General features: G+C 44.9%; 15 protein-coding genes, 3 tRNA genes and 1 pseudogene. 7 read left to right on the forward strand and 12 right to left on the reverse strand.

Annotated elements, in window-relative coordinates; genetic code table 11:
• Positions 1 to 32: 32 nt before the first annotated feature.
• From cysN to ACR3I3_RS11825, 4 genes are all read right to left on the reverse strand, one after another.
• Positions 33 to 1,580: a sulfate adenylyltransferase subunit CysN gene (gene cysN, locus ACR3I3_RS11810; protein ID WP_440952442.1), complete on the reverse strand. Its 1,548-nt coding sequence runs from the start codon at positions 1,578 to 1,580 to the stop codon at positions 33 to 35.
• Positions 1,577 to 2,485, reverse strand: a complete 909-nt coding sequence (gene cysD, locus ACR3I3_RS11815) for a sulfate adenylyltransferase subunit CysD (RefSeq protein WP_440952443.1) — start codon at positions 2,483 to 2,485, stop codon at positions 1,577 to 1,579. The genes cysN and cysD overlap by 4 nt, the downstream gene beginning before the upstream one ends.
• A 105-nt stretch (positions 2,486 to 2,590) precedes the next feature.
• Positions 2,591 to 3,334, reverse strand: coding sequence for a phosphoadenylyl-sulfate reductase (locus tag ACR3I3_RS11820; protein WP_440952444.1), 744 nt, complete (start codon positions 3,332 to 3,334; stop codon positions 2,591 to 2,593).
• Between the two features lie 111 nt (positions 3,335 to 3,445).
• Complete coding sequence (locus ACR3I3_RS11825) at positions 3,446 to 4,306, reverse strand: 4Fe-4S binding protein (RefSeq protein WP_440952445.1); 861 nt, start codon at positions 4,304 to 4,306, stop codon at positions 3,446 to 3,448.
• A 221-nt stretch (positions 4,307 to 4,527) separates the two neighbouring features.
• Here ACR3I3_RS11825 and ACR3I3_RS11830 point away from each other — a divergent pair, with 221 nt between their 5' ends.
• On the forward strand, positions 4,528 to 5,487 hold the full coding sequence (locus tag ACR3I3_RS11830; protein ID WP_440952446.1) for an anion permease: 960 nt from the start codon (positions 4,528 to 4,530) through the stop codon (positions 5,485 to 5,487).
• Between the two features lie 111 nt (positions 5,488 to 5,598).
• On the opposite strand, the gene ACR3I3_RS11835 is transcribed toward ACR3I3_RS11830, so the two are convergent.
• Complete coding sequence (locus ACR3I3_RS11835) at positions 5,599 to 5,826, reverse strand: hypothetical protein (protein WP_440952447.1); 228 nt, start codon at positions 5,824 to 5,826, stop codon at positions 5,599 to 5,601.
• A 98-nt stretch (positions 5,827 to 5,924) separates the two neighbouring features.
• On the opposite strand from ACR3I3_RS11835, the gene ACR3I3_RS11840 reads away from it, so the two are divergent.
• The 3 genes from ACR3I3_RS11840 to ACR3I3_RS11850 all read left to right on the forward strand — a co-directional run bounded on the left by ACR3I3_RS11840 (position 5,925) and on the right by ACR3I3_RS11850 (position 8,417).
• Complete coding sequence (locus ACR3I3_RS11840; protein WP_440952448.1) at positions 5,925 to 6,173, forward strand: thioredoxin family protein; 249 nt, start codon at positions 5,925 to 5,927, stop codon at positions 6,171 to 6,173.
• A gap of 70 nt (positions 6,174 to 6,243) precedes the next feature.
• Positions 6,244 to 7,413, forward strand: a complete 1,170-nt coding sequence (pscS, locus tag ACR3I3_RS11845) for an O-phospho-L-seryl-tRNA:Cys-tRNA synthase (protein ID WP_440952449.1) — start codon at positions 6,244 to 6,246, stop codon at positions 7,411 to 7,413.
• Positions 7,410 to 8,417, forward strand: coding sequence for a DUF169 domain-containing protein (locus tag ACR3I3_RS11850; protein WP_440952450.1), 1,008 nt, complete (start codon positions 7,410 to 7,412; stop codon positions 8,415 to 8,417). The genes pscS and ACR3I3_RS11850 overlap by 4 nt, the downstream gene beginning before the upstream one ends.
• Before the next feature lie 168 nt (positions 8,418 to 8,585).
• On the opposite strand, the gene ACR3I3_RS11855 is transcribed toward ACR3I3_RS11850, so the two are convergent.
• On the reverse strand, positions 8,586 to 8,819 hold the full coding sequence (locus ACR3I3_RS11855) for a sulfurtransferase TusA family protein (RefSeq protein ID WP_440952451.1): 234 nt from the start codon (positions 8,817 to 8,819) through the stop codon (positions 8,586 to 8,588).
• Positions 8,820 to 9,081: 262 nt separating this feature from the next.
• Here ACR3I3_RS11855 and ACR3I3_RS11860 point away from each other — a divergent pair, with 262 nt between their 5' ends.
• From ACR3I3_RS11860 to ACR3I3_RS11870, 3 genes and pseudogenes are all read left to right on the forward strand, one after another.
• Positions 9,082 to 9,729 carry a cobalamin B12-binding domain-containing protein gene (locus ACR3I3_RS11860; protein ID WP_440952452.1) on the forward strand — a complete coding sequence of 216 codons (648 nt, stop codon included), beginning with the start codon at positions 9,082 to 9,084 and terminating at the stop codon, positions 9,727 to 9,729.
• 246 nt (positions 9,730 to 9,975) lie between these two features.
• Positions 9,976 to 10,041: pseudogene (locus tag ACR3I3_RS11865) on the forward strand (hypothetical protein); the annotation flags it as partial.
• Between the two features lie 15 nt (positions 10,042 to 10,056).
• Positions 10,057 to 10,239: a hypothetical protein gene (locus ACR3I3_RS11870; RefSeq protein WP_440953809.1), complete on the forward strand. Its 183-nt coding sequence runs from the start codon at positions 10,057 to 10,059 to the stop codon at positions 10,237 to 10,239.
• Positions 10,240 to 10,372: 133 nt separating this feature from the next.
• Here ACR3I3_RS11870 and ACR3I3_RS11875 read toward each other — a convergent pair whose 3' ends face one another.
• The 6 genes from ACR3I3_RS11875 to ACR3I3_RS11900 all read right to left on the reverse strand — a co-directional run bounded on the left by ACR3I3_RS11875 (position 10,373) and on the right by ACR3I3_RS11900 (position 13,323).
• Positions 10,373 to 11,446, reverse strand: coding sequence for an MBL fold metallo-hydrolase (locus ACR3I3_RS11875; protein ID WP_440952453.1), 1,074 nt, complete (start codon positions 11,444 to 11,446; stop codon positions 10,373 to 10,375).
• Between the two features lie 17 nt (positions 11,447 to 11,463).
• The gene (locus ACR3I3_RS11880) at positions 11,464 to 11,925 is read right to left on the reverse strand and encodes a hypothetical protein (RefSeq protein ID WP_440952454.1); all 462 of its coding nucleotides are present in this window, start codon (positions 11,923 to 11,925) and stop codon (positions 11,464 to 11,466) included.
• A 148-nt stretch (positions 11,926 to 12,073) separates the two neighbouring features.
• Positions 12,074 to 12,145 (reverse strand) — tRNA-Gly (locus ACR3I3_RS11885).
• Between the two features lie 13 nt (positions 12,146 to 12,158).
• A tRNA-Phe gene (locus ACR3I3_RS11890) sits at positions 12,159 to 12,233 on the reverse strand.
• Between the two features lie 66 nt (positions 12,234 to 12,299).
• Positions 12,300 to 12,376, reverse strand: a tRNA-Val gene (locus ACR3I3_RS11895).
• A gap of 173 nt (positions 12,377 to 12,549) precedes the next feature.
• Positions 12,550 to 13,323: a HesA/MoeB/ThiF family protein gene (locus tag ACR3I3_RS11900; protein ID WP_440952455.1), complete on the reverse strand. Its 774-nt coding sequence runs from the start codon at positions 13,321 to 13,323 to the stop codon at positions 12,550 to 12,552.
• Between the last annotated feature and the right edge of the window lie 74 nt (positions 13,324 to 13,397).

The raw sequence follows: 13,397 nt of genomic DNA on the forward strand, positions 1-13,397 counted from the left end.
CTCAACGGCAGAGGAACACAACATCCATAAATTCAACTTCTCAAATGATCAGAGCACACGACCACAGATACACCGGACCTTGTGACGATCTCACAGAGACCTTCGATAGTGTCGGAATACTGTTCACTATCAACCGGGATTCCCTTGCAGACAGTTTCCTTTAGCAGATCATCATCCACGTAGATGCAATGCGTACCCTGCATGGAAAGGCGATCATAGTTGGACTTTGCCTCTTCTTTTTTGTCTCCCGCATATCTGATGACCCTTGCCTTTACAGCTTTGCATGCTTTGTCAGGAGATACCTGTTTGTATTTTGTTATCATGCCGGCAGCTGCTGTCTGGTTGGTGTGAGGATCGATCACAATGAAAGAACCTGTTATCCTGTTCTCGGAATAAGCATCGGCAAATATCGGGCTTTTTAGTTCAACCTTCACTTTTCCGATCTCATTCATGCTCAGGAACTCCGAAGGTTTCATGCTGATATCCTCTGGATCGAACTCATGAAGCACTTCTGAGAAACTACCTTTGACTGTGGCAGTAGTATGCTTGATAAGATAATCTTTCCCTATATCCATGGGATCGCTATCCATCCATACTATATTTGCCTCCAGGCTTCCGGTAATTACAGGAAGATCATCGGCCATGGCGATAATATCGCCGCGACTTATGTCGATGTCATCCTCAAGGCAAAGGGTAACTGCCATGGGAGCAAACGCATGATCAAGATCCCCATCATAAGTGACGATCCTTGAAACTTTGCTTGTCTTTCCAGAGGGGAGAACCCTTACTTCATCCCCTTTGCGGATAACACCTGAAGCTATTGTACCACAATAACCCCTGAAATCATCGCCTCCACCCCAGTTAACATACTGGACCGGGAACCTGAAATCTGTAAGGTTGCGACCACCTGTCACATTTACATTCTCGAGGTAATCAAGTAATGTGGATCCCTTATACCAGGGCATATTATCGCTTCTTTCGATGACATTGTCGCCCTTGAGGGCACTTATGGGTATGAAGTAGATCGATTCGTCCGATAACTTATCAGCAAAAGCATTGAACTCACTTACAATGTTCTCGAACACTTCTTCCGAATAGTCCACCAGATCCATTTTGTTGACCGCAACCACGAAGTTCCGGATACCAAGAAGGGATGATATGAACGAATGCCGCTTTGTCTGTGTCACAACCCCATTCCTGGCATCAATGAGGATCAGGGCAAGAGATGCATTTGACGCACCTGTGGCCATGTTCCTTGTATATTGCTCATGCCCCGGGGTATCGGCAATAATGAATCGCCTCTTTGGGGTCGAATAGAACCTGTATGCGACATCAATTGTAATACCCTGCTCGCGCTCAGATTTCAGACCGTCGGTTACGAGGGAATAATCGATCTCCTGGTTCCTGTGGGTCTTCGAGAATGTCTTAATTAAATTCAGCTGGTCCTCGAATATTGATTTTGAATCGTATAATAATCTCCCGATCAGTGTCGATTTGCCATCATCCACACTTCCTGCAGTGGCAAAGCGCAAGAGATCAATATTCTGGTTTTGTTCGATCAAAGAGTCAGAACCCTTCAAAAGTATCCCTCCTTCTTCTTTTGCTCCATGGAGCTGTCCTGGTCGTGGTCTATCACCCTTGTAATACGCTCGGAATGACGGGCAACCATCATCTCCTCAATGATCTTCGGCAGTGTGTCTGCTTCTGACCTTACAGCACCTGTACAGTAGTGGCATCCCAGTGTCCTGAAGCGGCACATGACCTCCTTGACCTCTTCCTCGTGCTCATCCGTATAGACCGGGATCAACTGGCCGTTCTTCTCAATGACAGGCCTTTTCTTTGCGAAGTAAAGAGGTACGATCTCAATATTCTCATGGTAGATGTAGGTCCAGATATCAAGTTCTGTCCAGTTTGACAGAGGAAATACCCTGATGGACTCACCGGGGTCTATCTTTGAATTGAAAAGATTCCACAATTCAGGCTTCTGGTCCTTTGGGTTCCACTGGCCATGCCTGTCACGGAATGAAAATATCCTTTCTTTTGCCCTTGATTTCTCCTCATCCCTTCTGGCACCTCCAAAGGCAGCATCATAACCACCTTCCTTTAGTGCATCAAGGAGAGCTTTCGTCTTAAGTTCGGCACAACATTTGACCGTTCCCACAGAAAGGGGATTTACTCCCCTTTTAAGAGCCTCCTCATTCCTGTAAACCTTCAGGTCAAGGTCGTGCTTCTTCGTATATTCATCCCTGAACTCATACATTTCAGGAAACTTGTATCCGGTATCAATATGCAATAACTGGAAAGGTACTTTCTTCGGGTAAAAGGCCTTGATCGCCAGATGGGCCATCACTGACGAGTCCTTGCCTACCGAATATAGCATTACCGGATTATCAAATTCTGCAGCGACCTCCCTTATAATGCCTATGCTTTCCGCTTCAAGCGTCTTTAGATTTGAAAGATGATAAGATCCTTCCGCAATGGCCATACTTGAACCTCCACTAATTTTGTTCATAAATATATTCGATGATTTTGTCAATTGATCTTTTGATATCTCTTCTGAAGCCCTGATCCCGATTGTCAAACCCGGACATCAGAGCGAGGGGCTCACATTACCTAAATGAAGACCGCATTCTTTCTTGGTTGATTCTTCCCACCACCAGCGCCCTTCGCGTTCATGCTGGCCCGGGAGAACCGGTCTGGTACATGGTTCGCAGCCGATGCTGACATATCCCTTTTCATGGAGTTCATTGTAAGGAACATTGTTCTCCCTTATATAGTCCCAAACCTGTTTGGAAGTCCAGTTTGCCAGAGGATTGAACTTCACAAGCTTACCATCACCAAAAGTTGGATCAACTTCGATCACGGGAATAGATGCACGTGTGTTAGGACTCTGGTCCTTACGCTGGCCCGTAATCCATGCAGTTCTCTTGCTAAGGGAACGCCTTAGAGGATCGACCTTTCTGACACCACAACATTCCTGATGGCCATCCTTGTAGAAGGAGAACATGCCTTTTCTTAGGATAAGTTCTTCGGTCTTTTCCCTGTTAGCGAAGAATATCTCCAGAGGGATGTTGTAATGATCCCTTACCACTTCGAAGAATCTGTATGTTTCAGGGTGCAGCCGACCTGTATCAAGAGAGAAGACACTGACATCTGCCCTGATCTTCGTTGCCATATCGATAAGCACAACATCCTCAGCACCGCTGAATGCGATAGAGATTCCTGAACCAAACCTGTTCAGTGCATACTCAAGGATCTCCTGAGGAGATCTCTCTTTATATTCTTCAGCTAATTGTTCTATCTCTTTTGTTAATTCGGGATCCCTTTCTGGCATAATCTCGTTTTCCTGTGATATTGATGAAATATTACGAAAGCCTGCAACGACAATGACAGGCAAGATGAGGTCAGGGCCAGCAAATGATCAATGCTGACCCATGAAATGGAATTATTCCAGTACAAAGGCCTTGAACTCTTCGAAGCCCACACGCTGGATAGCATCTCCAAATCGCTCTCCAGGAGTAGCTTCGATCCTGAAGAACTCCACTGACCTCTCAATGATCCTGAAAAGAGTTTCTTCATCAACGAGCTCGGTCAGCCTGACACCAAGTCTTGGATGTTTACCAACCTTACCGCCGACATAGACAGTATATCCTTCTCTGGACTTGATCCATGCTTCTGTTGGGCATATCAACAGACACTGACCACAGAGATTACATTTGTCCCTGTAATATTCCAGAACTCCGTTCTCGACCTTTATCGCATCCACTGGACAAACTGTCTGACAGAGACCACAATAGGTACATTTATCCTCTACCCATTCCGGCTCAAGTCCTCCCATCACACCAAGATCATTTTCCTGAGGTTTCATACATGATGCAGGACAACCTGTAACTGCAAATTTGAACTTGCCTGGAAGTTCCATTGCAAAGTATTTTTTATCGATCTTCTTTGCAATATCCTCGGAATCTATCAGTCCGCGCGGACAGATAAGATTTCCCTGACATGCAACTACTCCGCGGACCCTTGGACCACAGGTACCCTGATGAACACCTCTTTCCTCAAGCTCATCAAGAAGGTCCTCTGTATCCTCAAGAGGAACATATGAGATCTCCATTCCCTGACGTGAAGTTATGTGGACCTCTCCCCTGCCATACTTCTCGGAAGCATCAGCAAGGGCCCGTAGCTGATCTGCGGTCAGCTGACCCCCCACAACACGAAGTCGCATGGAGAAAAGGTCTTCCTTCTGCCTCTGGCGAAGAAAACCGCCTTGCTTGAGCCTGTCATAGTTGATAGTCTTATTACCCATGTATAATCACCTTAAGTTCCACAAATTGAGATATATAGATATATGAAAAGGCAAAAGTTGCACCCTTATTAGTGGTAATTTTAGCCCCATTAACCACTGCTATATAACAAATTGGCTTTCATTTGCTATATATTTACTCCAGAAAAAAACGTGTGAACAAAGCTCTAAGTAAATCAAAAGACATAAAGTCAAAATGACTATCATAAGGGGGATAACTACGGATGATCATAGCACTGGCTGCCATCGCATCTGCGATCTTCATGGGAATTAATATCGGAGGGAACAATGCAGCTGCTGCTATGGGAGCAGCGTATGGTGCCAGGGCCCGTACTAAAAAGCAGGCAGTAATATTAATAGCGATATTTTCCCTTCTCGGCGCCTTACTCAGTGGCGAAGAGGTCATCAGGACACTGGGAGAGGGAATTGTTCCGGGAGATGCAATAACTATTACTGCAGCGATCATTGCAACAAGTGCAGCTGCCATCAGCCTTTTTGTAGGCAATATACTGAAAGTGCCTATTTCGGCAAGTCAGTCTGCGGTCGGGGCCATTGTAGGAATCGGCATATTCTATGGAGTGCTCGATACAGCTCTGCTTTCTCAAATAATCGGATGGTGGATAGTTACACCAGTACTTGCATTTGTACTTGCTTATCTTTCAGGCAAATACCTTCACCCCAGACTTGTGGTCTGGCTTGTGGAACATGAATCTGAGGCACAGATCAGAAGCACTATTGCTAAACTTCTCACTGTGACAGGATGTTATGTTGCCTATTCAGCAGGTGCCAATAACGCTGCCAATGCTGTCGGTCCCCTCGTGGGAGCGGGATTTATAGACCCCACAACCGGCGCCCTTATAGGCGGACTTACACTCGGAATTGGAGCAATAGTGATCGGAGGCCGTATCCTCCAGACGGTTGGAACGGACATAGCAGAGATCTGTACCATACGTGCGATCTTCATAGAAGCGATCGCTGCGACCATCGTACATAGTGCCTCCTATTATGGAATACCTGTCGCATTGGGACAGTTGGTGCCTGCAGCGGTCATAGGTATCGGATGTGCCAACAAAGGCATGGCTACGATAAAGAACAAAACAGTAAGAAGAATAGTGGTCATGTGGGTAACATCACCAATTGTGGCAGGCCTGATAGCATATGGCGCCATCAGTCTTGTATCCTGAAAAAAGAAAGTAGTGTTCGATCCGGATAATGATCCCCGGATCGATCAGATGAAACAAAATATTGCCATTCTGCAATTGTTCTGGAATTATTGTTAATAGATCCTGCCAGTTTTACCTTGCATTTTGTTTTTTGAGTGATTCTTCAGCTTTGTTGATAAGTTCTTCATTGTCCTCATAGATCTTCCGGATATTATCCATTGCCCTGTTGAGCCTTTTTTTCAGCAGTACAAGTTCCCGGTCCGAAAGCTCGTAGTCCGGAACATTGTCTATCCACAACTGCTGTACTTCGATGAGTGCATCTATTGCCGATTTTGTCCTGTTGATAGTTGTAGCGTCCATAGAACCTCTTATATATGTAAGATATTAATAAAGTAATGGGGGAGGCAATAATTGTCGTGATGCCACTTGTTATTTATTCAGGAACCAATAGACCATCGATGACATTAATAGAACTATACTATTCCGATATTTGCATGAACTGTCATTATGTCAGGAGCCAGATAATAGAGGTTCTTCCTGAAGATGTTATGTTCAAGGAGATCAATGTGACAAGCTCTGAGGGAGCTGAGAGAGCAAAGCAGCTCGGGATAGAAGAAGTACCTACTATTACTATTAATGGAGAGGTAGTGCTCATCGGGCGAGTGGAAAAGGACGAGATACTGGAGGAACTGGAAGAGTTCCTTTGACCTAAATGAATCGTAGCAGAACAACAGGACCAGGAGGAATTCCTAACTGAACCTTGATATTTATAAGAATTTGAGCAGGGGGGTTGAGAGCACATACATCAACCTGAACCCTATCCAGCGGGGAGGAGTACTTACCGCTGAGGCCAGAAAAGCGACACTTGAATTTGCAGATGGTTATTCGGTTTGTGACTACTGTTTTGAATCAAGAGTCGATCTGGTCCAGAACCCGCCCATAAGGAACCTTACAGCAGACATCGCAGAATTCCTCAACATGGATGACGTCAGGTTCACAGCTGGATGCCGTCATGCTAAATGGGCAGCTATGCACATGGTAACCGAACCCGGCGATACGATCGTATTGGATTCACTTGCACACTACACATCATACCTTGCAGCAGAAGCAAACCAGCTGAAGGTCGTAGAGGTACCTCATAACGGCTACCCTGAATTTACGATCGATCCTGAAAAGTATGCGGAAAAGTTCGAAGAAGTGGAGCGCAATACCGGTTCACTGCCTGCACTGGCACTGTTGACACATGTTGATTACCGTTATGGAAATGTGGCGGATGCAGCATCTGTTGGCAAGATCTGTAAGGAATACGGAGTGCCGTTCCTTCTTAACACAGCCTACTCCTCGGGAGTTATGCCTGTTGACGGAAAGAAACTTGGTGTGGACTTCCTGTGTGCTTCAGGACACAAAAGCTGGGCAGCATCCGCACCTATGGGGATACTTGCAACTACCTTCGAATGGAACCAGCAGGTATTCGACAAGTCCACGATCAGAGGGGACTGGAGCGGACGCGGTTTCACAAAGAAAGAGGTTGCCCTGTTCGGATGTTCACCAGTCTTCGGAGCACCGGTGATGTCACTCATGGCATCGTTTCCTGCTGTCGTGGAACGTGTGAAACACTGGGACGAGGAAGTGGAAAATGCGAGATACCTTGCATCACAGCTAGAGCGTATCGAAGGATTCCACCAGATGGGCGTCAAGCCAACAGAGCATACACTTGTAGCTTTCGAATCTCTCCCGTTCTTCGAAGCTGCTTCCATGTCAAAGAAACGTGGTTATTTCCTTTACCATGAACTGAAGAAACGAAAGATAATCGGGATACATCCGGGAATGAGCAAGAGTTTCAAATTAAACACATTCGGACTCAGCAGAAAGCAGGTGGAATACGTTGCCAATGCTTTCATTGAGATCGCAAGGAAATATGATATCCCGGTAGAGGATGAAGCATGAAATATACGGAACTAACAAAGCAGTTCAGGCAATTCTTCGAGTTGCCCCTTACACCGGTCGCTGTCAAGTTCAACAGCGACGAGGAACCCAATATACCACACCCGATGCGTTATTGTGAGATCGTTAGAAAAGCAGCAGCCTTTGGGACATCCTATACCTGCTCAGCTGATGACATGTCCTGTGCAAGTGCAGAACTTGCACTTGGCTTTACTGAACCTGCTTATGGTGATGTATATCCGAGGGTGAAACCGGCGGATACCAAAAGCATGACAGTCACACCACTTGACAGGTGCGATTTCGAGCCTGACGTTGTAGTGGTGGTAGGAACCGCAAGCAAAATGATGCGTGTGGCAGCAACACTGGCCAAAGTCAAAGGCGACATGATGGATGCGAAGTTCAAGGGAGAGTTCGCTGTCTGTGGGGAATGTACGACCATCCCGTTAACAGAGAACAAGGTCAACCTTTCACTCCTGTGTTCAGGAGCACGTATGTTCAGCGATTACAGGAATGATGAGATCGTATTCGGATTCCCCATGGAAGCCTTTGTTGAGCTCGCAGAATCCCTGAAGGAAGAGAGTATCACAAATGCACTTTGTGGCTGTCTTATGGATGACCTCCCTGCACGGCTGGTAGATGCCATCCAGGCACTTGGTTTCACCAAAGGCACGGACCATTTCATCGGACGTTTCGGGGATGAGATAATAAGGCTTTACATTCCAAAGGATGAAAGCGGAAAAAGCTCATCAGTAACCCTGCACGTCCCTGTCAAGTTCAAAGATGCAGACGAAGCGAAAGCCTCAGAGGAAGTTGCATCTGACCTTTTCGAGGAACCGATGACATATCGCTTCAGGGATAACTGGGTTGATACAGTGTTAATGATCGACCTTCACGAACCTATCAGGCGTGCAGCAATGAAGCCTGAGAAATTCAATTCGCTTGTCAACAACGGAATAGAAGTTATGCTGGACCGTATTGCTAAATTCAAACGCAAGACGATACATTAAACCGGAGTGAAAGTAGATCACTATTAAATTAGTCGATCTGCTCTTTATCTTTTTTAATTCAGGATTACCCGGAAATTTACATAAAAGAAGAAGAAGAAGAAGAAGAAGAAGAAGAAGAAGAAGAAGAAAATATAAAAATGAGATTGAGAATAATAAATTGCCAAACTGTCAGGCTTTTTTTATATGGACCTTCCAGACATCATTCTCTTCTTTGTCGATACCAAGGATGGTATGACCTTCGTTCTTCACACTCTTTGGAACATTTGATATCGCAGGAGGATAATCAAAGATAACCGTGAGATTATCACCACTTTCCAGTTCCTCCAGTTGCAATTTCGTTTTTACGAAAGTAATGGGACAAATCTCCCCCCTGAGATCTAATTCGATCGCTTCTTCAGCCATATTTTCACCTTTGATCTTTATTATTGTAATGGAAATAGCTCAGTCTGTAAAGATATAATAGCTAAGATACAGGCAAATAAAGACGGAATAATTCAAAGTAGAGAGATCAGGCACAATGAATTGTATTGTATCAGGAACTTGCATCAGGGTATAGAAATGATATCTGATAATGGTGAAGATGCTGAAGTGTTGAAATTGGTGAAGAAACACGGATATACAATGCCACCTGAAAACTTATTATATGTTCTAAAGAGGGAAGGCAATGCCATCAAAAGGAGAACTGCTTGGGGAAGCATATACATCTTTGGTAGAGATCGATGAGAAAGGGGTATTCAATACCATTGAAAAATGGTTGGAAAATGATTATGATGCAAAAGAACTTTTAGAAAAGTTCGCTGAGGCCCTTAGTGAAATTGGCAGAAGGTTCGAAGAAAAGGAATATTTCCTGTCCCAGCTAATGAACTCAACCCTGATCCTTGAAAAAGCCAACAAGCTCATTGCTGAAAAGCTTGCTGAGAAAGGTGTGGAGATTAAAAGTAAGGGAACGATTGTAATGGCAACTGTCAAAAACGATACACATGACCTTGGAAAGAACATTGTTGCGAGCATGTTGAGGATCGCAGGTTTCAATGTGATCGATATCGGCAAGGACCGGTATGCATCAGAGATCATCGATGCGGCGATCACTAACAAGGCAGACATCATTGCAGTCTCCTCCATGACAAGCACTACAATGGGAACCCTTGGGGAATTGATAGGGCTACTTAAAGAAAAAGGAATCCGGCAAAATATAAAAGTGATGATCAGCGGTGCTCCGGTAACACAGGATTATGCAGATTCCATAGGAGCCGATGCGTGTGTAAGGACTGCTGCAGAAGCAGTTGAAACCGCTGAAAGTTTTATGAATTAAGCCAACATGGGGAAATGTTTATATAATATTTAATACAATTCACGATTGTGATTCACCATTGTGAATTATATGTCTCAAACGGGACAAATAACATTACAAAAAAAGGAGCCAATATAATGAGGGATCGTTTTTGTTGACAATCACAGGGAAAAAGTACAGATAAAGAGAGAAATCGAAGATCCAAAGGACAAAAACCTTAGGAAAACGATAGAAGCACTGCCACCTTCTGCAAAACTTGTCTATAAGGTGCTGGAATATGGTGGCCTTCTGACACAAAAAGAGATAGCTGAGCAAAGTTATCTTCCCCCACGTACCATTCGATATGCATTGGGAAGACTGAAAGAAGAAGATTTCCTGCAGGAAAGATTCTACTTCAAAGACGCAAGGCAAAGCCTGTACGGCCTGAAAGAAATGCCTGGACAACAGGCAACAGGTGGAGCACCCCGACAGGAAGACTTTGAATTCGCCAATGTTTATACCGTTCCGAAGGAGTACGAAGTATTGGTATAAGTTCCATTATATGGAAAACATCAACTCAACAACCTGAAAAAAAGAACACTACAAATAGAATAGTGTTACAACCAATGAAGGACTCATTGTGAGAACAATGGGTTCAACTATTATTTTTAAACCAGGTCCTATTTTATTTTTCAAACTGGAGATCACTACCTTCTGACCTCAGAACAACAGGAACGAGACCATTGTATTCAGCAGCGCTAATGATCCTGACATCCATATCCTCTGCTGCATCCCATACCTTTGCAACCCGTCCCCTGTAAAGCGGATCTCTCAAAAGATGATGATCATAAATTATTACATCAGGAGAACTTTCCCGGATTATCCGAATGATGTTATTAATACATCGATCAAGATTCGTCCTGTTAAGTAAATATCCAAGAAGATATGTGGGCGGACCATCGAGTATCAGTATATCAGGACTCTCATCTATGATCCATTGTGCATGATCTTCAATGACCGGACCCTGCAGGTCCGAAGTGTGGATAAGCTTTTTTCCGCCATAGTCTATGATAGTAGCGATCACCCAGCCGGTCGATGAATATTCGATCCCGTGAAAAAGCGGACGACTGAAACGTACTTTGGTATCGCCTACCTCGAATCCGGAGCCGTCAGAGAAATGCATATTTGGAGACACAGGTTTGATCCACCGCTCAGTGGACCAGCGCTGCTGCATCTTCCGAAATCTGGACCTCCATTTAGAGATCAGCTCCCCCCTGCGTTTCTGGTAATTACCAAAATCCTTTGAAAAAGCCATAGGCAGACATTCCACGGGGTCCCGGTATTGTCTTTGTCCTGGAGGAGAATACATGAGATCGGCTTTATTGAAGCGACTCATCCGTTGCAGAAGATCACGGGAACGCTCCCATTGCGAATGATTTATCCATCTGTTGGGGTCCTTGATCCAGAGATCCGTGTTAAGAAATATCTCACACGCTTCTTTATCGACCATATAATGATCAAAATGATAGTGGCTGATCACAATATGTTCAGCTTTTTCCATTTCCACCCTGATACGCTCTGTTGCACTGTTTAGATAGAAATACTTCCCGAGATCATCCAGAGGAAAGCTCTTTTGCATGATTGCCGCCCCAGGGTCGATAAGGATGCTGGTGTCAGGGGTCTTTACAAGAGTGCAGGATGACTTGACACCCATTGAATCAAATGCGATGAGCTTGAATTCCAGTTCTCCGGACAACATGACCCCCACCTGAAAACTTAGTCTTTCGTGATCAGCAGGTTCACCTTATACATCATAAGAAATGTCAGGAAATAAGCAACCACTGCCCAATATGAGTTCCACCAGGTCAGATACTCCAGATAACCAACAGAAACCAGTCCGGCTTCAATCATTGCACCCACAACAGCGATCAGGAAACTTGTAGACAAAGCTGTAGATGTATCCCAGTTCCTTGGGAACAGCAAATAATATGTAGCTCCCGCAAGAGTTGCAATGAAGAACACCTCTATCGGTACAAAGCCCAGGAAAAGAACACTGTTCTTAGTGACCCACAGGTCAAAGTAGCCACCCAGATTCTCAAAGAAAAAATCAAAGATCGCAAGGAACAATCCGAGCTTCAACGCTTCGGACAGGTTCCTGTGTAAAAGCACTGCAAGAACAGAAAATATGCCTATTGAAAGCATCAGCAGAAAGAACCATATACTCATTAATGCCAACATCTACTACCCCTATAATAATATCTATTCAGGAGATGCTATTTAAGAAATTGGATAAAGATGACAAACTATTTGGGCATTAGAACAAAGAGGAGCTAATAGTCAAAAACAATAAGAAAATCACGATCTTAAAACCAAAAAAATAAGAGAATACACCAGCCGGGACTCGAACCCGGGTTCGAGCGTTGGCAACGCCCGGTGATGACCACTACACTACTGGTGTGAATTGTATGTTCTGGTGCCCAGACCCGGATTCGAACCGGGGACAACTGCCTCTTCAGGGCAGCGCTCTCCCACTGAGCTACCTGGGCCTTGGGAGCAACCGATAGATGTCCTTTTGGGATATAAAGGTATCGGAAGACACTATTGTAAGATTGTGGTGGGCCCGCGGAGAGTCGAACTCCGGACCTCCGCCATGTCAAGGCGACGTCATAACCATCTAGACCACGAGCCCATGTTGCTTGTCCGTTGTCCAGTAATGTTCGATCCTGAACAACGCTTTTGTTTCTGTTTTGCTTCGAACCATGTCGCCCGAAGCAAACTCCTATAACCGATTTATGGTATAAAAACTTTGTCATCAAACCGGATTTTGGGATACATATCCGAGATTTGTCAAAATTTTAATATTTAGTAATTTTCAACATCAATAGACGTTATTATTGGGTTTTCGCCACAAACCGGACATTTTAGATTTCTGTTCACTGTTATCTCATCAAACCTCATTCCGAGGGCATCGTAGTAGATCATGCGCCCTACCAGCGGTTTCCCGAGGCAGGAAATGTACTTCACCACCTCTGTTGCCTGCATGGTTCCCACAACACCAGGAAGAATACCCATTACCCCGGCAGTCCTTGCAGCATCGGTCGAGGGTGATCTTGAGAAGATGCAGCGATAGCACGGACCCTCGTGCGGAAGGATCGTCATAACCTGACCCTCGAACATGAATATGCTACCATGGAAAAGGGGCTTGTTGTGCAAAACACAGGCATCGTTGAGCAGATAGCGGGTGGCAAAGTTGTCCGAACAGTCCACAACAACATCGTAATCCCCGATAAGCTCCTCGACATTTTCCGGGCTCAAGCGCATGTTATATGCAACTACCATGACATCGGGATTCAGGCTTTCCACGTATTCCTTCGCAGACTCGACCTTGGGTCTGCCAAGATTGCCCGCATGGATCACCTGACGCTGGAGGTTGCTCATCTCCACTACATCGTCATCGATGATACCGAGCTTGCCCACCCCTGCAGCAGCAAGGTATTGTATCACAGGAGAACCAAGACCGCCTGAACCGACGCACAGCACCTTTGATTCCAGCAGGCGCTTCTGCCCTTCCTCGCCCATGGCCTTCATGATAATATGCTTTGCATATCGTTCCTTTTGATCAGAAGTTAAGTCCATGATTCTAATAATACCAACAAAATCCTATAAATAGACCGAAGATTGTTAGGAATTTGTCATGGTTTATAATTGTA

Origin of the sequence: Methanococcoides mangrovi (assembly GCF_052057775.1) — an archaeon.
Classification (GTDB): domain Archaea; phylum Halobacteriota; class Methanosarcinia; order Methanosarcinales; family Methanosarcinaceae; genus Methanococcoides.